Annotated in this window: 17 protein-coding genes; 7 read left to right on the forward strand and 10 right to left on the reverse strand. The window is 71.2% G+C overall.

What is annotated here, in order from left to right:
- Positions 1 to 34: 34 nt before the first annotated feature.
- The 4 genes from ABD979_RS01905 to ABD979_RS01920 form a co-directional block, all read right to left on the reverse strand.
- Positions 35 to 565 (reverse strand): DUF3566 domain-containing protein, encoded by a 531-nt coding sequence (locus ABD979_RS01905; protein ID WP_345505735.1) that lies wholly within the window; start codon positions 563 to 565, stop codon positions 35 to 37.
- Entirely contained in the window at positions 562 to 3351 is a 2790-nt protein-coding gene (gyrA, locus tag ABD979_RS01910; RefSeq protein ID WP_425583889.1) for a DNA gyrase subunit A, read from the reverse strand. Before gyrA ends, ABD979_RS01905 begins: the two co-directional genes overlap by 4 nt.
- Before the next feature lie 100 nt (positions 3352 to 3451).
- Positions 3452 to 5593, reverse strand: a complete 2142-nt coding sequence (gene gyrB / locus ABD979_RS01915) for a DNA topoisomerase (ATP-hydrolyzing) subunit B (protein WP_425583892.1) — start codon at positions 5591 to 5593, stop codon at positions 3452 to 3454.
- A gap of 386 nt (positions 5594 to 5979) precedes the next feature.
- Positions 5980 to 7527, reverse strand: a complete 1548-nt coding sequence (locus ABD979_RS01920; RefSeq protein ID WP_345505737.1) for a protealysin inhibitor emfourin — start codon at positions 7525 to 7527, stop codon at positions 5980 to 5982.
- Positions 7528 to 7676: 149 nt separating this feature from the next.
- Here ABD979_RS01920 and ABD979_RS01925 point away from each other — a divergent pair, with 149 nt between their 5' ends.
- Complete coding sequence (locus ABD979_RS01925; protein WP_345505738.1) at positions 7677 to 8651, forward strand: hypothetical protein; 975 nt, start codon at positions 7677 to 7679, stop codon at positions 8649 to 8651.
- 21 nt (positions 8652 to 8672) lie between these two features.
- On the opposite strand, the gene ABD979_RS01930 is transcribed toward ABD979_RS01925, so the two are convergent.
- From ABD979_RS01930 to ABD979_RS01950, 5 genes are all read right to left on the reverse strand, one after another.
- Entirely contained in the window at positions 8673 to 9290 is a 618-nt protein-coding gene (locus tag ABD979_RS01930; protein ID WP_345505739.1) for a DciA family protein, read from the reverse strand.
- Positions 9283 to 10584, reverse strand: a complete 1302-nt coding sequence (gene recF / locus ABD979_RS01935) for a DNA replication/repair protein RecF (protein WP_345505740.1) — start codon at positions 10582 to 10584, stop codon at positions 9283 to 9285. The genes ABD979_RS01930 and recF overlap by 8 nt, the downstream gene beginning before the upstream one ends.
- Before the next feature lie 19 nt (positions 10585 to 10603).
- Positions 10604 to 11752: a phosphogluconate dehydrogenase (NAD(+)-dependent, decarboxylating) gene (gene gnd, locus ABD979_RS01940; protein ID WP_425583890.1), complete on the reverse strand. Its 1149-nt coding sequence runs from the start codon at positions 11750 to 11752 to the stop codon at positions 10604 to 10606.
- 88 nt (positions 11753 to 11840) lie between these two features.
- Positions 11841 to 12968, reverse strand: a complete 1128-nt coding sequence (gene dnaN / locus ABD979_RS01945) for a DNA polymerase III subunit beta (protein WP_345505741.1) — start codon at positions 12966 to 12968, stop codon at positions 11841 to 11843.
- Between the two features lie 657 nt (positions 12969 to 13625).
- Positions 13626 to 14342 carry a TetR/AcrR family transcriptional regulator gene (locus ABD979_RS01950; RefSeq protein WP_345505742.1) on the reverse strand — a complete coding sequence of 239 codons (717 nt, stop codon included), beginning with the start codon at positions 14340 to 14342 and terminating at the stop codon, positions 13626 to 13628.
- A gap of 202 nt (positions 14343 to 14544) precedes the next feature.
- Here ABD979_RS01950 and ABD979_RS01955 point away from each other — a divergent pair, with 202 nt between their 5' ends.
- Positions 14545 to 15549 carry an NAD-dependent epimerase/dehydratase family protein gene (locus tag ABD979_RS01955; RefSeq protein WP_345505743.1) on the forward strand — a complete coding sequence of 335 codons (1005 nt, stop codon included), beginning with the start codon at positions 14545 to 14547 and terminating at the stop codon, positions 15547 to 15549.
- A gap of 54 nt (positions 15550 to 15603) precedes the next feature.
- On the opposite strand, the gene dnaA is transcribed toward ABD979_RS01955, so the two are convergent.
- Positions 15604 to 17232, reverse strand: a complete 1629-nt coding sequence (dnaA, locus tag ABD979_RS01960) for a chromosomal replication initiator protein DnaA (protein WP_345505744.1) — start codon at positions 17230 to 17232, stop codon at positions 15604 to 15606.
- A gap of 552 nt (positions 17233 to 17784) precedes the next feature.
- Between dnaA and rpmH the strand changes: the two genes are divergently transcribed.
- From rpmH to ABD979_RS01985, 5 genes are all read left to right on the forward strand, one after another.
- Positions 17785 to 17922: a 50S ribosomal protein L34 gene (rpmH, locus tag ABD979_RS01965; protein WP_121035443.1), complete on the forward strand. Its 138-nt coding sequence runs from the start codon at positions 17785 to 17787 to the stop codon at positions 17920 to 17922.
- An 18-nt stretch (positions 17923 to 17940) separates the two neighbouring features.
- Entirely contained in the window at positions 17941 to 18300 is a 360-nt protein-coding gene (gene rnpA, locus ABD979_RS01970; protein WP_345505745.1) for a ribonuclease P protein component, read from the forward strand.
- Positions 18297 to 18605, forward strand: a complete 309-nt coding sequence (gene yidD / locus ABD979_RS01975) for a membrane protein insertion efficiency factor YidD (protein WP_345505746.1) — start codon at positions 18297 to 18299, stop codon at positions 18603 to 18605. The genes rnpA and yidD overlap by 4 nt, the downstream gene beginning before the upstream one ends.
- 96 nt (positions 18606 to 18701) lie before the next feature.
- Positions 18702 to 19697, forward strand: coding sequence for a membrane protein insertase YidC (gene yidC / locus ABD979_RS01980; protein WP_345505747.1), 996 nt, complete (start codon positions 18702 to 18704; stop codon positions 19695 to 19697).
- A gap of 94 nt (positions 19698 to 19791) precedes the next feature.
- Positions 19792 to 20538 carry a R3H domain-containing nucleic acid-binding protein gene (locus ABD979_RS01985; RefSeq protein WP_345505748.1) on the forward strand — a complete coding sequence of 249 codons (747 nt, stop codon included), beginning with the start codon at positions 19792 to 19794 and terminating at the stop codon, positions 20536 to 20538.
- Positions 20539 to 20605: the final 67 nt, after the last annotated feature.

The following is a 20605-nucleotide window of genomic DNA, read 5'->3' on the forward strand; positions in this document are numbered from 1 at the left end:
CGGATGCCGGGTGCCGCGGTATCGCGGTGCCGGATCAGTCGTCGGTCAGCGTCAGCTGCACGCCGCCGACGAGGGCCGAGCAGATGTTGTAGAGGAAGGCCATGACGGTCGCGATGGCGGTCATGAGGATGACGTCGATGACCCCGATGACGATCGAGAGCGACACGACGCGGCCGAAGCCGACGTAGTCCTTGATCGAGAACGGGTCGGACGTCGTCGTCTGCAGCGACTGCAGCACGCCCTCGATGTCGGAGAAGACGTTCATCGTCGACAGGATCATCCACAGCACGGCCGTGAGGATGACTCCGGCGATGCCGAGGGCCACCGAGAGCAGGAAGCTCATCTTCATGACCGACCACGGGTCGACGCGCGCCACCGCGAGGCGGACCCGGCGGGGGCCCTTGCTCTTGCGGGCGGCCGTGGCCGGGCGGGCGGCGGTCTTGGTGGCGCTGCCACCGGAGGTGGCGTTGACGCGCTGCGTCGGCGCCGTGCGGCTCGTCACCGCACCGCGGGAGAGCGCGGTGCCCTGGTCGCCGAGCGACCCCTCAGAGCTGGTCGCGCTCATTCGTCACCTCCGTTGTCGCCCTCCGGCGAGCCGTCCTCGTCGTTCGAGGTCTCGTCCGACGGTACGCCATCGGGGCCGGGAACCGTAGCCGGCGTGCTCGGGGTGGACGCCTCGTCGGTGTCACCCTCGCCGGCGACCTCGTCGACGACGATGTCGGACTCGGCGTTGCGCGCGACGGCCACGATCGAGTCACCCTTGTCGGGCGTCGCGAACTTGACGCCCTGGGTCGAGCGGCCGGTGTGGCGCACCTCGTCGACGCGCGAGCGCACGATCTTGCCCTTCTCCATGACGACCATGACCTCGTCGGTCTCGCTCACCGTGAGGGCACCGACGAGGTCGCCGCCCTTGTCGGAGAGCTTGGCCACCTGGATGCCGAAGCCACCACGACCCTGCACGCGGTAGTCGGAGACCGGGGTGCGCTTGGCCAGGCCGTTCTCGAAGACGACGAAGACGTCGGGGCTCTCGCCCTCCTCGACGACCGACATCGAGAGCAGGTCGTCGCCGGCGCGGAACTTCATGCCGGTGACGCCCGAAGTCGAGCGGCCCATCGGGCGCAGCGCCTCGTCGGTCGCGTGGAAGCGTACCGACTGGCCCTTGCGCGAGACGAGCAGCAGGTCGTCGCGGTTGCTCGCGAGGCCCGCGCCGACGAGCTCGTCGCCGTCGCGCAGGTTGATCGCGATGAGCCCGCCCGAGCGGTTCGAGTCGTAGTCGGCGAGGCGGGTCTTCTTGACGAGCCCCGCCTTCGTCGCGAGCACGAGGTAGTCGCCCGAGGCGTAGTCGCGCAGCGCGAGCACCTGGGCGATCTGCTCACCGGGCTGGAACGCGAGCAGGTTGGCCACGTGCTGGCCCTTGCTGTCGCGCGAGCCCTCGGGCAGCTCGTAGGCCTTGGCGCGGTAGACGCGGCCGAGGTTGGTGAAGAAGAGCAGCCAGCGGTGGGTCGTCGTCGTGAAGAAGTGCTCGACGACGTCCTCGCCGCGCAGCGAGGCCCCGCGCACCCCCTTGCCGCCCCGCTTCTGCGAGCGGTACTGGTCGACGCGCGTGCGCTTGGCGTAGCCGCCACGGGTGATCGTGACGACGACGTCCTCCTCGGGGATGAGGTCCTCCATCGACATGTCGCCGTCGAAGGGCACGATCGTCGTGCGGCGCTCGTCGCCGTAGCGCTCGACGATGTCGGCGAGCTCCTCGCTGATGATCTCGCGCTGCCGCGCAGGCGAGGCGAGGATCGCGGTGTACTCGTCGATGAGGGCCTGCAGCTCGTCGTGGGCCTCGATGAGCTTCTCGCGCTCGAGGGCCGCGAGGCGGCGCAGCTGCATGTTGAGGATCGCGTTGGCCTGGATCTCGTCGATCTCGAGCAGCTCGATGAGGCCCTCGCGGGCGACCTCGACCGTGCGGGAGGCACGGATGAGGGCGATGACCTCGTCGAGCCGGTCGAGCGCCTTGAGCAGGCCGCGCAGGATGTGGATGTCGGCCTCGGCCTTGCGCAGGCGGAACGTCGTGCGCCGCACGATGACCTCGACCTGGTGGTCGACCCAGTGCCGGATGAAGCCGTCGAGCGGCAGCGTGCGGGGCACGTCGTCGACGAGCGCGAGCATGTTCGCACCGAAGGTCGTCTGCAGCTGCGTGTGCTTGTAGAGGTTGTTGAGCACGACCTTGGCGACCGCGTCGCGCTTGAGCACGATGACGAGGCGCTGGCCCGTGCGGCCCGAGGTCTCGTCGCGGATGTCGGCGATGCCCGAGATCTTGGCGTCCTTGACGAGGTCGGCGATCTTGAGCGCGAGCATGTCGGGGTTGACCTGGTAGGGCAGCTCCGTCACGACGAGGCACTGGCGGTTGTTGATCTCCTCGACCTCGACGACCGCGCGCATGATGATCGAGCCGCGGCCCGTGCGGTAGGCCTCCTCGATCCCCTTGTGGCCCATGATGAGCGCGCCGGTCGGGAAGTCCGGGCCCTTGATGATGCCGAGCAGCGCCTCGAGGAGCTCCTCGCGGGAGATCTCCGGGTGGTCGAGGTAGTACTGCGCGCCCGCCGCCACCTCGCGCAGGTTGTGCGCGGGGATCTGCGTGGCCATGCCGACGGCGATGCCGGCGGAGCCGTTGACGAGCAGGTTCGGGAACCGGCTCGGCAGCACGGCCGGCTGCATCGTCTTGCCGTCGTAGTTCGGCACGAAGTCGACGGTGTCCTGCTCGATGTCGCGCACCATCTCCATCGCGATCGAGGCCATCCGGCACTCGGTGTATCGCGGAGCGGCGGCGCCGTCGTTGCCGCGGGACCCGAAGTTGCCCTGGCCGTCGACGAGCGGGTAGCGCAGCGACCAGTCCTGCACGAGGCGCACGAGGGCGTCGTAGATCGCCGAGTCGCCGTGCGGGTGGTAGTGGCCCATGACGTCGCCGACGACGCGGGCGCACTTGTTGTAGCCGCGGTCGGGGCGGTAGCCGCCGTCGTACATCGCGTAGACGATGCGACGGTGCACGGGCTTGAGGCCGTCGCGCACGTCGGGCAGGGCGCGGCTGACGATGACCGACATCGCGTACTCGATGTAGCTGCGCTGCATCTCGGTGTTGAGGTCGATCGGCTCCACGCGGTCGTGCTGGCCGATGTCGGCCGGCACGTCCACCACGGTGCCGACCACGGTCGGCTCGTCGGGCTCGGTCGCCTCGTCGCCCGTCCCGGCGTCGTCGGGATCGGGGCCGAGGATGTCCTCGATGCTCTGGTCCGGGGTGTCGCCACCCTGGCCGGGGGTCTCGTTGACGTCGTCTCCGTCGTTGGGAGGCAGGTCGTCGCTCACGTCAGGTCCCTTTGTCTCTCAGTGCGATTCAGGCAGTGGTCGGCAGGTGCCGGCGCGGGTGTTCCACGTGGAACAGCACCGGACGGCATCCGTCGGCGGGTCAGATGTCGAGGAACTTCACGTCGCGCGCGTTCTTCTGGATGAAGCTGCGGCGCGACTCGACGTCCTCGCCCATGAGGACCGCGAACACCTCGTCGGCCTTGGCGGCGTCGTCGAGCGTGACCTGGAGCAGGGTGCGGGTGCTCTGGTCCATCGTCGTCTCGCCGAGCTCCTCGTAGTTCATCTCGCCGAGGCCCTTGTAGCGCTGGATCGGGTTGTCCTTCGGCAGGCGCCAGCCCTTGCTCTCACCGAGCACCCGAAGACCGTCACGCTCGCGGTCGCTGTAGGCGAACTGGTGGTCGGCGTTGCTCCAGCGCAGGCGGAAGAGCGGCGGCTGCGCGAGGTAGACGTAGCCGGCCTCGATGAGCGGGCGCATGAAGCGGAAGAGCAGCGTCAGCAGCAGGGTGCGGATGTGCATGCCGTCGACGTCGGCATCGGCCATCAGCACGATCTTGTGGTAGCGCGCCTTGTCGATGTCGAAGTCCTCGCCGATGCCGGTGCCGAAGGCGGAGATGAGGGCCTGCACCTCGTTGTTGGCGAGGATCTTGTCGATCCGGGCCTTCTCGACGTTGAGGATCTTGCCGCGGATGGGCAGGATCGCCTGGGTGTGCGGGTTGCGCGCCTGGGTGGCCGACCCGCCGGCGCTGTCGCCCTCGACGATGAAGACCTCGGAGAGGCTCGGGTCCTTGCTCTGGCAGTCCTTGAGCTTGCCGGGCAGGCCCCCCGACTCGAGCAGGCCCTTGCGGCGCGTGGCCTCGCGGGCCTTGCGGGCCGCCATGCGCGCGGCCGCGGCCTGCACCGACTTGCGCACGATGTCCTTGCCCTCGCTCGGGTGCGCCTCGAGCCAGTGCCCGAACTCGTCGGTCATGGCGCGCTGGACGAAGCCCTTGACCTCGCTGTTGCCGAGCTTCGTCTTCGTCTGGCCCTCGAACTGCGGCTCGGCGAGCTTGACGGAGATGACGGCGGTCAGCCCCTCGCGGATGTCGTCTCCGGTGAGGTTCTCGTCCTTCTCCTTGAGCAGGTTCTGCTTGCGCGCGAACTCGTTGACGAGCTTGGTCATCGCCGCGCGGAAGCCCTCCTCGTGGGTGCCGCCCTCGTGGGTGTTGATCGCGTTGGCGTAGGTGTGCACCGACTCGCTGTACGCGCTCGTCCACTGCATGGCCAGCTCGAGGCTCAGCGACTTCGCCTCGTCCTCGACCTCGATGCTGATGACCTCGGGGTGCACCGGCTCGCTGCGCTTGGAGCCGTTGAGGTGGTTGACGTAGTCGATGAGGCCGTTGTCGTAGCGGTAGCTGACCTTCTTGGCCGTGACCGTCTTCTTCTCGCCGGCCTCACCCTCGACCGCGTCGTCCTGCTCGTCGTCCTGCTCGACCTCGGTGAGGTCGGCATCGAGGTCGTCGAGGTCGGCGTCGTCGCCGGCAGGCGTGCTGACCCGCTCGTCGACGAGGTTGATCGTCAGGCCCTTGTTGAGGAAGGCCATCTGCTGGAAGCGGGCGCGGAGCGTCTCGAAGTCGTAGTCGACGGTCTCGAAGATCTCGGCGTTGGCCCAGAACGTGATCGTCGTGCCGGTCTCGTCGGTGGCCTCCTGCTGCTCGAGCGGCCCGTCGGGCACGCCGTCGGTGAAGCTCATCCGGAAGACGTGGCCCTTCTGGCGCACGGCCGCCTTGAGGCGCGTCGAGAGGGCGTTGACGACCGAGCTGCCGACGCCGTGCAGGCCGCCGGACACCTTGTAGCCGCCGCCACCGAACTTGCCGCCCGCGTGCAGCTGGGTCAGCACGAGCTCGACGGCGCTGATCTTCTCGACCGGGTGGATGTCGGTGGGGATGCCGCGGCCGTTGTCCTTGACCCGCACCCCGCCGTCGGCGAGGAGGGTCACGTCGATCGTGTCCGCGTAGCCGGCGAGGGCCTCGTCGACCGCGTTGTCGACGATCTCGTAGACGAGGTGGTGCAGGCCGCGCGGGCCCGTCGAGCCGATGTACATGCCGGGGCGCTTGCGCACGGCCTCGAGGCCCTCGAGCACGGTGATCTGGCTCGCGTCGTAGTCGACGCCGTTGGGCCGCGCGTCGACGACCTCGGCCGCTACGCCCGCCAGGGCCTCGGCCACGGCCGGGCTCTCACCCATGGGGGTCGCGTCGCTCGCCATGCCGGGGGCCGCCACGGGGTCGGGTCCGGTGGGACCCGGGATGCTGCTGGGGGTGCTGCTGGGGGTGGTCGGCTCGTCGGCGTCGGACACGTCTCTCCTCGGTGGTCAGACTCATGCGGGCGGCTCGACGTGGACGTCGAGCCGCAACCTGTCCAGTCTAACGGTCCGGCGCCCTCCCGCGTGCCCTCAGACGCGCGGCACGGGCACTTTCCGGGCCGAGAACCCGCTGTTCCGAGGGGAGGATCACGCCGGGGGGCCTCAGCGCCCCTGCGGCGCCTTCTCTCGACGCGGGCCCCGGCCCGTCGCCGCTGCCGGTGCGAACCCCATCATCCCGCGGGCCGACCTCAGCCGCAGCGCTCGTCCACAGGGATCGTCCACAGGCCGGGTCAGCCCCCGTTCGCGTCGTCGGCGGCGCCCTGCGCGTCGCCGCCGGGACGGGTCGTGGGGGATGCGGGGCTCTCGTCGGGTGCACCGCGGGTGTCGGCCAGGGTCCGCTCGAAGAGGGAGTGGATCGCCTCGGGCAGGTGCGGCTCCTGGAGCGTGACGTCGCAGCCGGCCTCGTCGCAGACGACGGAGTAGACGAACGCGTCGGGGTGGCTGCTCTCCGTGGTGGCCGCGATGCGCTGGAGCGTCGGGGCCGCCAGCAGGTGCGACCAGTCGCGGGCGTCGCGCTCCGGCAGCTCCCCGAGCGCGACGCGACGCTCGTGCACCTGACCGGCGAACCCGCCCGTGCGCCGCAGCGTGACCTGGGCGTCGGCGCCCGGTGCCTCGCCGCCCCCCGGCACCTCGCCCGAGCCCGAACCACCCGTCGAACCACCCGTCGATTCAGCGGCCGAACCGTCGGTCGAATCGTCGCTGCCCGTGGGGGCGAGCACCCCGACCTGCTCCCAGCCGGCACGCACCGCCTGCTGCTCGGGCGACCCGTCGCCGTGGGCCGCCCCCGCGGCCGCGACGGTGAGGTCGGCGAAGGTGGCGAAGTCGCAGTCGGCCCTGATGCCGTCGCCCGAGACGACGGCGTACCAGATCGAACCGGCCGCCTCCCAGGCGTTGCCGCCGATCGCGTCGGCCGCGAGCACGAAGGCGCGGTTGGGGATGCCGGAGTTGATGTGGACACCGCCGTTGTCGTCCTGGGTGTCGACGTAGTGGGCCATGTCGGCCGGCTGCGGGTCGGTGCCGAGCCGCGGGTCGTCGTAGGCCGTGCCCGGGTTGCGCATGTCGCGCAGGGCCCGGCCCTGCACCGAGGGCAGGAGCAGGTCTGCGCCGACGAGCCAGTCGGCCTCCGCCGCGCTCTGCCCGAGGCTCTTCTGCTTGACGAGCACGCCGAAGACGTCCGAGATCGACTCGTTGAGCGCGCCCGACTGCCCTTGGTAGAGCAGACCGGCCGTGTGCTCGGTGACCCCGTGCGCGAGCTCGTGCCCGATGACGTCGAGGCTCGCCGTAAACCGCCCGAAGACGACGCCGTCACCGTCGCCGAACACCATCTGCGAGCCGTCCCAGAAGGCGTTGTCGTAGTTCTCGCCGTAGTGCACCGTCGCGAGCAGCGGCATCCCCTTGCCGTCGAGGGAGTCGCGGGCGTAGGCCCGCGACCACAGCTGCCACGTCGCGCCGAGCCCGTCGTAGGCCTCGTTGACCGCGTCGTCGGACGTCGGCGGCTGGCCCTCGGTGCGCACCGTGGTGCCGGGCTTCGTCTGGCTGCCGGCCGCGTCGGCGATGGTGCGGTGCGGCCCCGCGCCCGCCCGAGCCACCCCGAGGTCGGCCGCTCGCGGCGCGCGCCGGCCGGTCGGGCGCGCGGTCGGGCTGCGGCGCGCCTGGCGGACGTGCTCGTCGTGGTCGAGCACGGCTCGGGCGTGCGCCGCGACGGCCGGCTCGTCGCTCGCGGCGAGCGCCTCGAGGATGTAGGGCGGGACGATGCTGCACCACTGCGCTGGGCTCATGGCCCCAGTGTGCGACGGCGCGCCGACAACCGGGGCCCGGAGGGCCGCCGTTTTCGGCAACCCCCGAACGGCCGTCGGTGCCGCGCCCTACCCTGTGATCACCGCCGGCGCAGGTGGGTGCCCGGCAGCTCAGGTGAGCAGGTGGACCGATGACGCGCTCCCGACGACTCCGTTCCCGGCGACTGCACGCCGTTCTCGCGGCGACCGTCGTGGCCCTCGCCGTGATGCTGGCCCCGCTCGGGGCGAGCCCCGCGATCGGGGCGACCCCCATGCGGGTCGGCGCGCACTCGACCGACTACGCGTGGTTCGACTCCGCCGTGGGCCCGATGCAGATGTACCGCGACTTCGACACGGGCTTCAGCTACCCGACGTGGCAGGACACGGCCGCCTACCGCGCGCACCCGGACGCACCCGCCTTCCACTACTCGGTGAAGATCCTGCCGCAGCGCCTCAGCGACCCGACCGACCCGATCAACGCCCGGCTCGCGGCCTTCCTCGCCACGACGCCGAAAAACATCGTGCTGACCAACTTCCACGAGCCCGACTACTACAACAACGGTCGGTTCACCCCGGCCCAGTTCCGCACCGGCATCCTGCGCTTCGCCGACGCCGTACGGGCGCAGAACCTCGCGGACGGCGGCACCCGGCGGGTCTCGGTCGTGCTCATGGACGTCACCTTCAACGGCTACTGGACCTGGCCCGCGAGCGAGTGGTGGCCGACCGACGCGCGTGACGGCGGGCACGTCGACCTCGTCGCCGGCGACATCTACGCCCTGCCGAACGGGACGAACACCCCGTGCTGTCCCCGCGGCTACACGACCGGCCTCAAGTGGCAGAAGCCGGCCTACATGCTGAGCTTCCTGCGCACCTTCGCCGTCGCCAACGCCACCCCCTGGGCCGTCACGGAGCTCGGCTACCTCGAGGACGTCACCGACCCGACCCACAAGGCGCAGGCGCTGCGCGACGCCGTGGCCTACGCCCGCACCAACGGCGCGGACCACATCCTCTACTTCGACGCGACCGGCCCCCGGGCCGACTGGCGCCTGCGGTGGTCGACCCCGATCGGCACCGCGTCGAAGACGTCGGCGGCCACGCTGGCCTGGCGATCGCTCGCCGCCCCGTAGCGGCGTCCGCCCCGGAGCAGCTCAGCCGTACGTGTCGCGCGGGCCGCGCGAGTCGGGCGAGCGGCGGGAACCGCGGTTCCACGACGGCGCGCTCGGCCCGAGGACCTTGAGCTCGGTGACGGCACCCGCCCCGATCTCCTCGTCGATGCGGGCGAGCATCGACGACGCGAGCAGCCGCATCTGCGTGGCCCACGCCGTGGAGTCGGCCCGCACCGTCAGCACGCCGTCGACGAAGCTCACCGGCACGACGTGGCCCGCGATGTCGGGACCGACGATCTGCGGCCAGCGGCCCATGACCGAGCCGACGGCCACGTCGACCTTCCAGCCCCGGTCGAGCAGCAGCCGGTCGAGCTGGTCGCCGAGCAGCGACGGGTCCCGGCCGTCGCGGGCCGAGCCCGACAGCACGGCCGCCTGGCCGATCGGGCGACGCCGCTTCTTGGGCCGCATCCCCGGGCGCAGGCCCTTCTCGGCCGCGCCGGCGCGGGCCCGGGCCAGCGCCGAGGCCGCCGCGTCGGCGATGCGGGTGTCCTCGTCGCTCGGGCCCCCGCTCGCGCCGTCCGCGTCGACGCCCGCCGGACCGTCGACCACACCGTCGACCACACCCTCGACCGGGGCGTCCCCCTCCGGCTCGTCACGCATCGGTGGTGTCCTCGTCCATGATCTCCTCGGCGATCTCCTCCGCGATCTCCTCGGCGCTGTCCTCGGCGATCTCCTCGGCGACCGCGACGGCCACGGGCTGCACCTGACCGAGCTCGACGGCATACGTGCGCCCCTGCCGACGCAGCACGTCGGGCACGTCGGCACCGACGGCTGCCGTGATGAGCACCTGCTCGCAGTCGGCGACGAGCGCCGCGAGCCGCTCCCGGCGACCCGAGTCGAGCTCCGCGAAGACGTCGTCAAGCACGAGCACGGGGTCGTCGCCGAGGTCACGCCGCAGCAGGCGGTATGCCGCCAGCTTGAGTCCCAGGGCGAAGCTCCACGACTCGCCGTGGCTGGCGTAGCCCTTGGCGGGCAGCTCGCCGAGCGAGAGCACGAGGTCGTCGCGGTGGGGGCCGACGAGGGAGATGCCGCGCTCGATCTCGTTCTGGCGCACCTGCGCCATGGTCTCGAGCAGCCCGGTGCGCAGCTCGTCGATCTCGGGCACGTCACCCGCGGCCAGGCGGGCGGCGAGCTCCTCGTGCAGCGAGCTCTTGTACGTGGCGCGCGCCTGGGAGGACGCGTTGCTCACCGCGTCGTAGCAGTCGGAGAGGTGGGGGGTCAGGTCGCGCAGCAACCGCAGCCGCGCGTAGAGCAGCTGTGACCCGACGCCCGCCAGGTGCTCGTTCCACACGTCGAGCGTGTGCAGCGCCGCCTCGCGCGCCTCGTCGAGCGGGGGCTCCCCGTCGCGCGGGCGCGGCGGGCGGCGCGCGCCGCGGCGCAGCACCGGCGCGGCCGACTTGAGCAGGGCGTTGCGCTGCTTGAGGATCTTGTCGTAGTCCGAGCGCACCCCCGACCAGCGCGGCTGGCGCTGCACGAGCAGGTCGTCGAGGAACCGGCGGCGCTCCGACGGGTCGCCCTTGACGAGGGCGAGGTCCTCGGGGGCGAAGAGCACGGTGCGCACCGTGCCGAGCACGTCGCGCGGCCGCGACACGGGCGAGCGCCCGAGCCGCGCCCGGTTGGCCCGGCCCGGCGTGATCTCGAGCTCGACCATCGTCTCGCGCTCGTCGCGCACGACCGCCCCCCGCACGACCGCCTGCGCGGCGCCGAACCGCACGAGCGGCTGGTCCGTCGCCACGCGGTGCGACCCGAGCGTCGCGAGGTAGCCGACCGCCTCGACCAGGTTCGTCTTGCCCTGACCGTTGAGGCCGACGAGCGTCGTGACGCCCGGCGACAGCGCGAGCTCGGCGCTCGGGTAGCTCCGGAAGTCCTTGAGGGTCAGGTGACGAACGTGCACGGAGGGCGCGAGGCTCCGCTCAGGCCTTCGTGGCGGTGGTCTTCTTCGCCGCGCGCTTCTGGCCGCGCACCGTGTCGGCGCTGTCGGTCGCACGGGTCGAGGAGGCGCGGCCGGAGGCGGCGGTCGCCTTCGCGGCACCGACGTTGGCCTTGGAGGCGGAGGCCGCGGCCTTGCTGCTCGCCTTCTTCGCCGAACCCCGCCTGGCCGCCTGCTTGGTGGGGGACTCCTTCTTCGCCGACCGCTTGGCGGTCGCCGGCACGTCGCCCTTTCGCAGCGTCTCGCCCTCGGCGATCGTCATGACCTGGTGCCCGCCGAACTGGCCACGCAGGGCTGCGACGGCCTGCATCGTGGGCGAGCTCGACTGGCGGGAGGCGAAGCGGGCGAAGAGCGAGGCCGAGATAACCGGCATCGGCACCGAGAGGGCGATGGCCTCCTCGACGGTCCAGCGGCCCTCGCCGGAGTCGTTCGTGTAGTCCGACACGTCGTCGAGGTGCGGGTTCTCCTCGAGCGCGTCGACCATGAGGTCGAGCAGCCAGGAGCGCACGACGGTGCCGCGGCTCCACGCCTTGAAGGCGCCCGGCACGTCGGTGACGATGTCCTTCTTCTCGAGCAGCTCGTAGCCCTCGGCATACGCGGCCATCAGGCCGTACTCGATGCCGTTGTGCACCATCTTCGTGTAGTGCCCGGCGCCGACCTTGCCGGCGTGGACGAAGCCCTCCTCGCGGGGGCCCTCGGGACGGAGCGCGTCGAAGATCGGCATGGCCGCCTTGACCCACTTCTTGTCGCCGCCGCACATCAGGCCGTAGCCGTTCTCGAGGCCCCAGATGCCGCCGCTCACGCCGCAGTCGACGTAGCCGATCTTCTTCTCGGCGAGCAGCTTGGCGTTCTCGAAGTCGTCGGTGAAGCGCGAGTTGCCGCCGTCGATGACGAGGTCGCCCGGCTCGAGCAGATCGGCCAGCTTGGCCACGGTCTCGCGGGTCGGGTCGCCGGCGGGGACCATGACCCAGACGACGCGCGGGGCGTCGAGCGCCTTGACGAGGGCCGGCAGGGTGCGCACGTCGGCGACGTCGGGGTTGCGGTCGTAGCCGACCACCTCGTGCCCCGCGCGACGCAACCGCTCGCGCATGTTGCCGCCCATCTTGCCGAGACCGATGAGACCGAGCTGCATGACGCGAGCCTTTCTGCGGGAGGAGCGGGCGGTTCGAGGCTACGCCTGGCCCCGACGCGCGTGCGTCGGTGGTCGGGCGGACCGGGGCTCAGTTGGCGAAGCGCACCGGCATGAGCACGTAGCGGTAGCTGCTGTCGGCGTCACCGTCGGCCTCGGGCTGACCGGTGAGCACGGCGGGGCGGCTCGGCTGCGTGAACGACAGGCGGCTGTAGGCGGTGCCGACCGCGTGCAGGCCGTCGAGCAGGAACTGCGGGTTGAAGGCGATCTGGATCTCGGGACCGTCGAGCGTCGCCTCGACCGCCTCGGAGGCCTGGGCGTCGTCGCCCGTGCCGGCCTCGATGGCGACCTGGCCGTCGGTGAACTTCAGCAGCACCGGGGTGTTGCGCTCGGCCACGAGCGCGACACGCTTGACGGCCTCCTCGAGCGCGGCGGTCTCGATGACGGCCTCGGTGTCGACCGAGGTCGGGAAGATCGAGGTGACCTTGGGGTACTCGCCGTCGAGCAGTCGGGTCGTGGCGCGACGCTGCCCGGCCTCGAAGCCGATGAGGCCGTCGCCGCCCTGGCCCAGGGCGAGCTCGACGGAGCCGGACGCCCCGAGGGCGCGAGCCGTGTCGGAGAGCTGACGGGCCGGGATGAGCGCGACGTGGCTGGCGTCGGTGGCCGACGGGCTCCACGTCAGCTCACGCATGGCGAGGCGGTAGCGGTCGGTGGCGAGCAGCGTCACCTTGTCGCCGTCGATCTCCATCCGCACGCCGGTGAGGATCGGCAGGGTGTCGCCCTTGTCGGCCGCGACCGAGACCTGCGCCACCGCCTGGGTGAAGACGTCTCCGGCGATGGTGCCACTCGTCTCGGGCGACGCCGGCAGCGTCGGGTAGTCCGAGACCGGCATCTCACGGAGCGCGAAACGCGAGGACCCGCACGCGACGTTGACCTTCGTGCCGTCGGTGCTGACGTCGATGGGCTTGTTCGGCAGGTTGCGCGAGATGTCCGCGAGCAGTCGGCCGAGCACGAGCACCTGGCCGGCCTCGGCGACGTCGGCCGGCACGGTGATCCGTGCCGACACCTCGTAGTCGAAGGCGGAGAGGGTCAGGGTGCCGTCCTCGTTCGCGTCGACGAGCACGCCGGCGAGCACGGGGACCGGCGGGCGGGCCGGCAGGCCGCGCGCCACCCAGGTCACGGCCTCGGCCAGGACGTCTCGCTCAACCCGAAACTTCACGGTGCACTCACTTCGACGGGGAAGGACATTGGGGCTCAGACACTAGTGCCTGCCGGTGCTGGGCACCACACGCCCTCCCCGTCCTCCGTCCGGGTGCCGTCCGGGTGTTCTCCGAGGTGACGTCCCGGCCCTCGTCCGGGGTGTCCGCTCGACCCTCGTTGTCGGGGCTTCATCCATGTAAGAGGGATCTCGTCATAGTCATAGGTGGTGTGGATGCTGTGGACAACCGGCGTCCGCGCAGGTCAGCACCGGCGCGGCCGTGTGCAGGACGTGTGGGGGACCGACGCCGTCCGTCAGGGCTGCCTGTGGACGCGATCCGGTCGTGCACATCGTCCTCACAGGCAGCGGCTCGGTTGTCCGCAGGTTTGGGGGCGATGTCCACAGTTGTCCACAGGCCGGTGTGGAGAACGCGGCGTCGAGCGCCCGTTTTGGGGCGCTTGCAGGTGATCCGGCTGTGGACCGTCTCGACCCCGGCATCCACAGAGTTGTCCACAACCGGTGGACAACGTCGGCGAACCGCTGATGGCCTGCCACCCCCTCCGGCACGCCGTTGTGCACACAGCTGTGGACAGACCTGTGGACGGATGTGGACGACCGGTGGCCTTCCCGGCGGACTGGCGCAAGCGCGGTGCGCTCGTGGCGGCGCACCCACGGGTCTCAGGCTGTCGCGATGACGAGGTGGCGCGACGCCGACAGCAGGCACTCGAAGAGGGCCTCGCCGTCGGGCAGCGGCCCGAGCTGGTCGAAGACCTCGCTCGTGACGGCACCGAGCAGCAGCGTCCAGGCCGCCACTCCCTGCGCCAGCGTCGACGCGTCGAGGGCGAGGCCGGCGAACATCTCGTCCCCGAGCAGCGCGCCGAGACCGGCGTCGGCGGCGCGTGGGTCGATGCCCAAGGCATCCGGGCGGGCGAGACGGGAGGCGGCGCGCGTGTCGTGGAGCAGGCGGACGAGGAGGGCGAGGACGGCCGTGCCCGGCTCCTGGGTGCGTTCGGCGGGCGCCTCGTAGTCGGGGACGGGGGAGCCGTAGAGCAGCGCGAAGTCGTGTGGGTGCTCGAGCGCCCATCCCCGCAGCGACCGGCCGATCGCGTCCCACCGGCCCGTGAGGTCGCCGGCCGGCACGGCGTCGTGGGCGAGCCGGACGGCCGCGGTGAGGGAGCGGTAGGAGTCGACGATGAGCCGTGTGAGGAGCTCGTCGCGGCTCTCGACGTAGCGGTAGACCCCCGACGACACCATGCCGAGGTCGCGCGCGACGGCGCGCAGGCTGAGCGCCGCCGCCCCGTCGGTCGCGAGGTGCTCACGGGCCACCCGGAGGATGTCGGCCTCGACGGCGAGCCGGTTGCGGGCGCGCTTGCCCAGGGGCGCGGGGGTCTGCATGACCCGAGCCTGCCACACCGGGACGAAAAAAGTGAGCACTGCTCTTGCTTTTCTCCGGGCCGCGGCCCATGCTTGAAGTGTGAGCACCGCTCACGAAAGCAGGGGGCCCACACCTCGGCCCCTGCACACCCACCTCGTCACCCACCTCGTCACCCACCTCGTCACCCGCCTCGTCAACCCGCCTCATCACCAGGAGTCACCCATGTCGCACCACCTCGTCCTCGGCGCCGGCGGCGTCGGACGCACCACGACCGCCGCCCTCGTCGCGCTCGGCCACACCGTCACCCTCGCCTCGCGCTCGGGGCGGGTCACCGAGCAGCCCTGGCTCCAGAGCCACCCGGACGGCGCGAGCCGCGTCGAGGTGGTGGCCCTCGACGCGGGCGACACCGCAGCGGTCACGGCGCGGGCCCGGGGCGCCGCCAGCATCGTCAACGCCGTCAACCCGCCCAGCTACACGACGTGGGACACCGACTGGCCGCCGATCGCCGCCGCCACGCTCGCCGCGGCGGAGGCCACGGGCGCCGGTCTCGTCATCATCGGCAACCGCTACGGCTACGGCGAGGTGGACGCGCCGATGCACGAGGACGACGCGCTGCGGCCCGCGGGCCACAAGGGCGCGCTCCGCGCCGACATGTGGCACGAGGCCCTTGCCCGCCACGAGGCCGGCCGCCTGCGCGTCACCGAGCTGCGCTCGAGCGACTACTTCGGGCCGGGCACGACGCCGCGCACGAGCTACCTGGGCGACATCGTCGTCGACGCGGTCCTCGGCGGTCGCACGCCCTTCGTGCCGGTGGGCCGACCCGACGCCCCGCACTCGTGGACCTACGTCCCCGACGTCGGCCGGCTCGCAGCACGCGTCGCGACCGGCGACGACGGCTGGGGCCGTGCCTGGCACGTGCCGACGGCGCCGCCCCGCACCTTCGAGCAGGCGGCCGCCGACGTCGCGCGGCTCGCCGGCGTGCGGAGTCGTCGGGTCCGCGTGCTGCCCCGACCGCTCGGCACCGCGGCCGGGCTCGTCGTCCCCTTCATGCGCGAGGTCCGCGAGACCCGGCACCAGTTCGAGCGGCCCTTCGTGCTCGACTCGGAGCTGACGCAGCGCACCTTCGGGCTCGAGCCGACGCCGTGGGACGAGGCGCTGGCGAGCACCATCGCCGCCCGCCGGGCCACCTCGGTCGGCACGGTCACGGGCGCGGGCGCCGCGGTGTGACGCGGGACGCGGTCGACGGCATACGCCATCGGGCCGCGTCCGTGGGAGCGAGCGTCAGTGCGACTGCTGGCGGATCCGGTTCGTCAGCTCGGTGACCTGGTTGTAGATGGCGCGGCGCTCGCCCATCAGCTCGCGGATCTTGCGGTCGGCGTGCATGACGGTGGTGTGGTCGCGGCCGCCGAAGTGCTGGCCGATCTTCGGCAGCGACAGGTCGGTCATCTCACGGCAGAGGTACATCGCGATCTGGCGGGCCGTCACGAGCTGGCGCGACCGGCTCGAGCCACAGAGGTCCTCGAGCGTCACCGCGTAGTAGGCGGCGGTCACGGCCATGATCGTCGCGGCCGTCACCTGGTTGGGCGTCTCGTTGGGGAGCACGTCCTTGAGCACGATCTCGGCGAGCGGCAGGTCGACGGCCTGGCGGTTGAGGTTGCTGAAGGCCGTGACGCGGATGAGCGCGCCCTCGAGCTCACGGATGTTCGTGCTGAAGTTCGTCGCGATGTACTCGAGCACCGGGTCGGGCACGGTCATCCGGTCCTGGATGGCCTTCTTGCGCAGGATCGCGATGCGGGTCTCGAGGTCGGGGGGCTGGACGTCGGTGAGCAGGCCCGACTCGAAGCGGGTGCGCATCCGGTCCTCGAAGCCCGAGAGCTCACGCGGCGGCAGGTCGCTCGTGATGACGATCTGCTTGTTCGCGTTGTGCAGCGTGTTGAAGGTGTGGAAGAACTCCTCCTGGGTCTGCAGCTTGCCCTGGAGGAACTGGATGTCGTCGATGAGCAGCACGTCGACGCTGCGGTAGCGGTTCTGGAACGCGCTCGCCTTGTCGTCGCGGATGCTGTTGATGAAGTCGTTGGTGAACTCCTCGGAGTTCACGTAGCGCACCCGCACGTTGGGGAACATGGTGCGCGCGTAGTGCCCGATGGCGTGCAGCAGGTGGGTCTTGCCCAGCCCCGACTCGCCGTAGACGAAGAGCGGGTTGTACGCCTTGGCCGGCGCCTCCGCGACCGCGACGGCCGCGGCGTGCGCGAAACGGTTGCTCGCGCCGATGACGAAGGTGTCGAAGGTGTACTTCGGGTTGAGGCGCGTGTCTCCGGGCGACGTCGGCTCGGGCCGCTGCTGCAGCCGGAGCGGCCCGCTCTCGCCGCCGCTCAGCGGGTCGTGGCCGAGCTCCATGCGCGTCTGCCCGCCCGGGTATGCCGCCTGGCGCGGTTCGTCGAGGTCGGCGCCGTTGAGGGCGGGCGCGCTCTCGGCGAGGTCGCGCAGCGGGTCGCCGTTGGCCGAGCCGGTGCGGCTGAAGTCGCGGCCGCTGTCGCGGGCCGTGTCACGCGAGCTGTCGCGGGAGCCGTCCCGCGAGCCGTCACGGCCCCCGTCGTGCGCGGCCTGACCGGTGGGCTCGTCGTGGATCATGCCGAGGTCGGTCTCGAGGCTCTCGTCGACCGACACGGCCAGCTGGACGGGGTGCCCGAGCTGCTCGGCGAGCGCGGTGTGGATCTGCTCGCGCACCCGGGTCTCGAGGAAGTCCTTGGTGAAGGTGTTGGGGGCGCGCACGAGGGCCGTCTGGTCGAGCACGCCGATGAGGCGGCAGAGCCGGACGAAGGCGCGTTCCTGGTTCGACAGACCGACCGAGTCGAGCGTGCCGAGGGTCTGCTGCCAGATCTGCGCGTAGTCCACGCCGGTCTCGACCACGTCTACTTCCACCTGCCCCTGAGTTCATTGCGCCTGTTGCGTGACCGGCGCGGGAGGCAGGTTCCGTGGGCGGAGCCGGTGCCTGGGCCGGGTGGGACGACGGGTGCGTCCGCTTGTCCTGGTGAACGATGCCCTGTTGTCCACACCTTTGTCCACAGCCTGTGCATGGGGGTGGTGAGGGTCCTCGAAGGTGAAAACGTACAGGTCTTCGCTGGGCAGTGACAATCCGAGGACCGGGCAAATCCCGGCGACTCGGCGTGTCGGCTTGCATTCGCCCGCAGACGTCCGAGGATCAGATGTTTTGCTCCACGTGGCGCGCTCAGCGTCCCCGGTTTGACCCTCGTTCCGACGCTCCCGTATCGTTGACCGAGCGTGTCTGCGACCTCTTTCGCATGCCCATGGCCCCGAGACCGGCACGCCGGGCCTCGGAGCTCCACGGGCTTGCCGATTGCGGTCGCGTCGACACCGCCCATCGGGTCACACCCAGCCAGACCAGTCAAGCCGGGGACCGGACCGTCCTCGGACGGGCCCCCGCAACCTACGGAGAACCTCGTGAGCAAGCGCACCTTCCAGCCGAACAACCGTCGCCGCGCCAAGACGCACGGCTTCCGCCTGCGCATGCGCACCCGCGCCGGCCGCGCCATCCTCGGCGCCCGTCGTCGCAAGGGCCGCGCCGAGCTCTCGGCCTGAGTCGCCGGGAGGCCCGGCGTGCTGCCGGCACGTCATCGCCTGCGCGAGCGGGCTGACTTCACCTCGGTGGTGCGCGGGCCCGGCGCCAGCAGAGCAGGCGGGCGACTCATCGTCGTGCATGCCAACCGGACCGATGCGCGTGCGGATCTTCCGCCGCGCGTCGGTTTTGTTGTGTCCAAGGCCGTCGGCAACGCGGTGGTGCGCAACCGCACGAAGCGCCGGCTGCGGGCCAGCATGTCGGCGCGCCTCGCCCAGCTTCCCGAGGGCCTCGACCTCGTCGTGCGCGCCAACCCCGCGGCGGCCGAGGCCGGCTGGGAGCAGCTCGACGGCGCCGTGGGGCGCCAGCTCGACACCGTGTGCCGGGGGCGACGGCCATGACGTCGGCGCCGGGACGGCCGGGCTCCCCGGTGGGCCGCGTGCTCGCGGCGCCGCTCGTGCTGCTCGTCCGGCTCTACCAGCGCCTCATCTCGCCGATGCGCCCCGCGACCTGCCGCTTCTACCCCAGCTGCTCGCAGTATGCGGTCACCGCGCTCACCCGGTTCGGACCCGTGCGGGGCAGCTGGCTCGCCGCGCGCCGGATCGGGCGGTGCAATCCCTGGAACCCCGGCGGGGTCGACCCCGTTCCGAGGACGTGGGCGCAACGCAACGACTGGCATCCGTCCGACTACCGCCCCACGACCTGACCACCCGGCACAATGGGCCGACCAGAGTGATCGTCCGGCACCGACTCGGTGCCCGGCCGCACGACGGGCGCAGCGCCCGATGACAGAGGACACACGTTGATCGACTTCTTCAACACCCTGCTCTATCCGATCAAGTTCGGTGAAGCGTGGGTCATGTACGCGTGGCACTGGCTCTTCGACGTCATCGGCCTGCCCACCGGCTGGGCGTGGGCCATGTCGATCGTCGGCCTGACCGTGGTCGTCCGCGTGCTGCTCATCCCGCTCTTCGTCAAGCAGATCCACTCCTCGCGCCGGATGCAGCTGATCCAGCCCGAGATGCAGAAGATCCAGAAGAAGTACAAGGGCAAGCGCGACCCGGAGAGCCAGAAGGCGCAGCAGGCGGAGATCATGGATCTCTACCGCCGCACCGGCACGAACCCGTTCAGCTCGTGCCTGCCGATCCTCATCCAGTCCCCGTTCTTCTTCGCGCTCTTCCAGCTGCTCAACAACCTCAAGGCCCAGGCCGAGGGCGTGCCGGGGCACCCCGCGATCGGCCCGATCACCAACGAGGTGGCCGCCCAGATCGAGAGCTCGACGATCTTCGGCGCCAAGCTGTCGGACGCCTTCCTCACGAGCGGTGACCTCAGCGTCAAGATCCTCACGGCCGTGCTCATCGTGCTCATGTCGGCGACGACGTTCACGACGCAGTACCAGCTGATGCGCAAGAACATGCCGGCCTCCGCGCTCGACAACCCGTTCGCCAAGCAGCAGAAGGTGCTCCTCTACCTGATGCCGATCTTCTTCGCGATCTCCGGCATCAACTTCCCCATCGGTGTGCTCCTCTACTGGCTGACCACCAACCTCTGGACCATGGGCCAGCAGTTCTACGTCATCCGCAACATGCCGGCGCCCGGCTCCGAGGCCGAGCGCGCCCGCCGCGAGCGGCTCAAGCGCCGCGGCAAGGACATGGACGAGCTGACCGTGCCCGGCCTCGTCGATGCCGACACGGTCGCCGACGACGCCCCCAAGGCCGGCCAGCGCCAGCAGCCCAAGGGCAAGAAGCGCGCGAAGACCCAGACCCCGCGGCCGCAGGCGCCGAAGAACGGCCGCTGACGCACCGTCCACAGACTTTTCCACACCACCCCGGCCCCTGACCTGCACGGATACGAGTTGTCCACAGGTCGGGACGGTGAACGAAGGAGCACCCATGAGCGACATCCAGGCCACCCAGCGCGACGACGCCTCGGCTGCCGAGGCGACCGAGACCGTCGAGAACGCCGACACCACGGCGACCGTCGGGGCCACCGCCGACACGAGCGGGAACGCCGCTATGACGGGGGCGGGGTCGGCGACGACCGAGCCGAGCGATGCAGAGGACGCCGGCGAGGCGCAGTCCGCGGACGAGGCACCGGGCACCGACGACGCGGACTCCGGTGAGGACGGGGCGTCGGCACAGCCCGCCGCCAAGGGTGAGAAGGGCTCGCGGGTGCGCCAGCTCGAGCGCGAGGGGGAGGTCGCGGCCGACTTCCTCGAGAGCCTGCTCGACATCGCCGACCTCGACGGTGACATCGACGTCGACGTCGACGGGGACCGCGCCGCCATCGCCATCGTCGACTCGGACGAGGGCCGGGTGCCCCGACGCCTGGTCGGCACCGACGGCAAGGTGCTCGAGGCGCTGCAGGAGCTGACCCGGCTGGCCGTGCAGGCCGAGACGGGTGAGCGCAGCCGACTCATGCTCGACATCGCCGGCCACCGCGCCGAGCGTCGCTCCGCGCTCGTCGAGCTGGCGCAGGCCGCCATCGCCGAGGTCAAGCAGTCCGGCGTCAAGCAGTCCCTCGAGCCGATGAGCGCCTTCGAGCGCAAGGTCGTGCACGACGAGGTCGCTGCCGCGGGGCTCGTCTCCGAGTCCGAGGGTGTCGACCCGAACCGCCACATCGTCATCCTCCCGGCGTGAGTGTTCCGCCCCGTTCCACGTGAAACGGGGCGGACCCACCGGACCCATCCACCACCAGCACGAGGAG

Source organism: Terrabacter aeriphilus (genome assembly GCF_039542985.1).
Classification (GTDB): Bacteria; Actinomycetota; Actinomycetes; order Actinomycetales; family Dermatophilaceae; genus Terrabacter; species Terrabacter aeriphilus.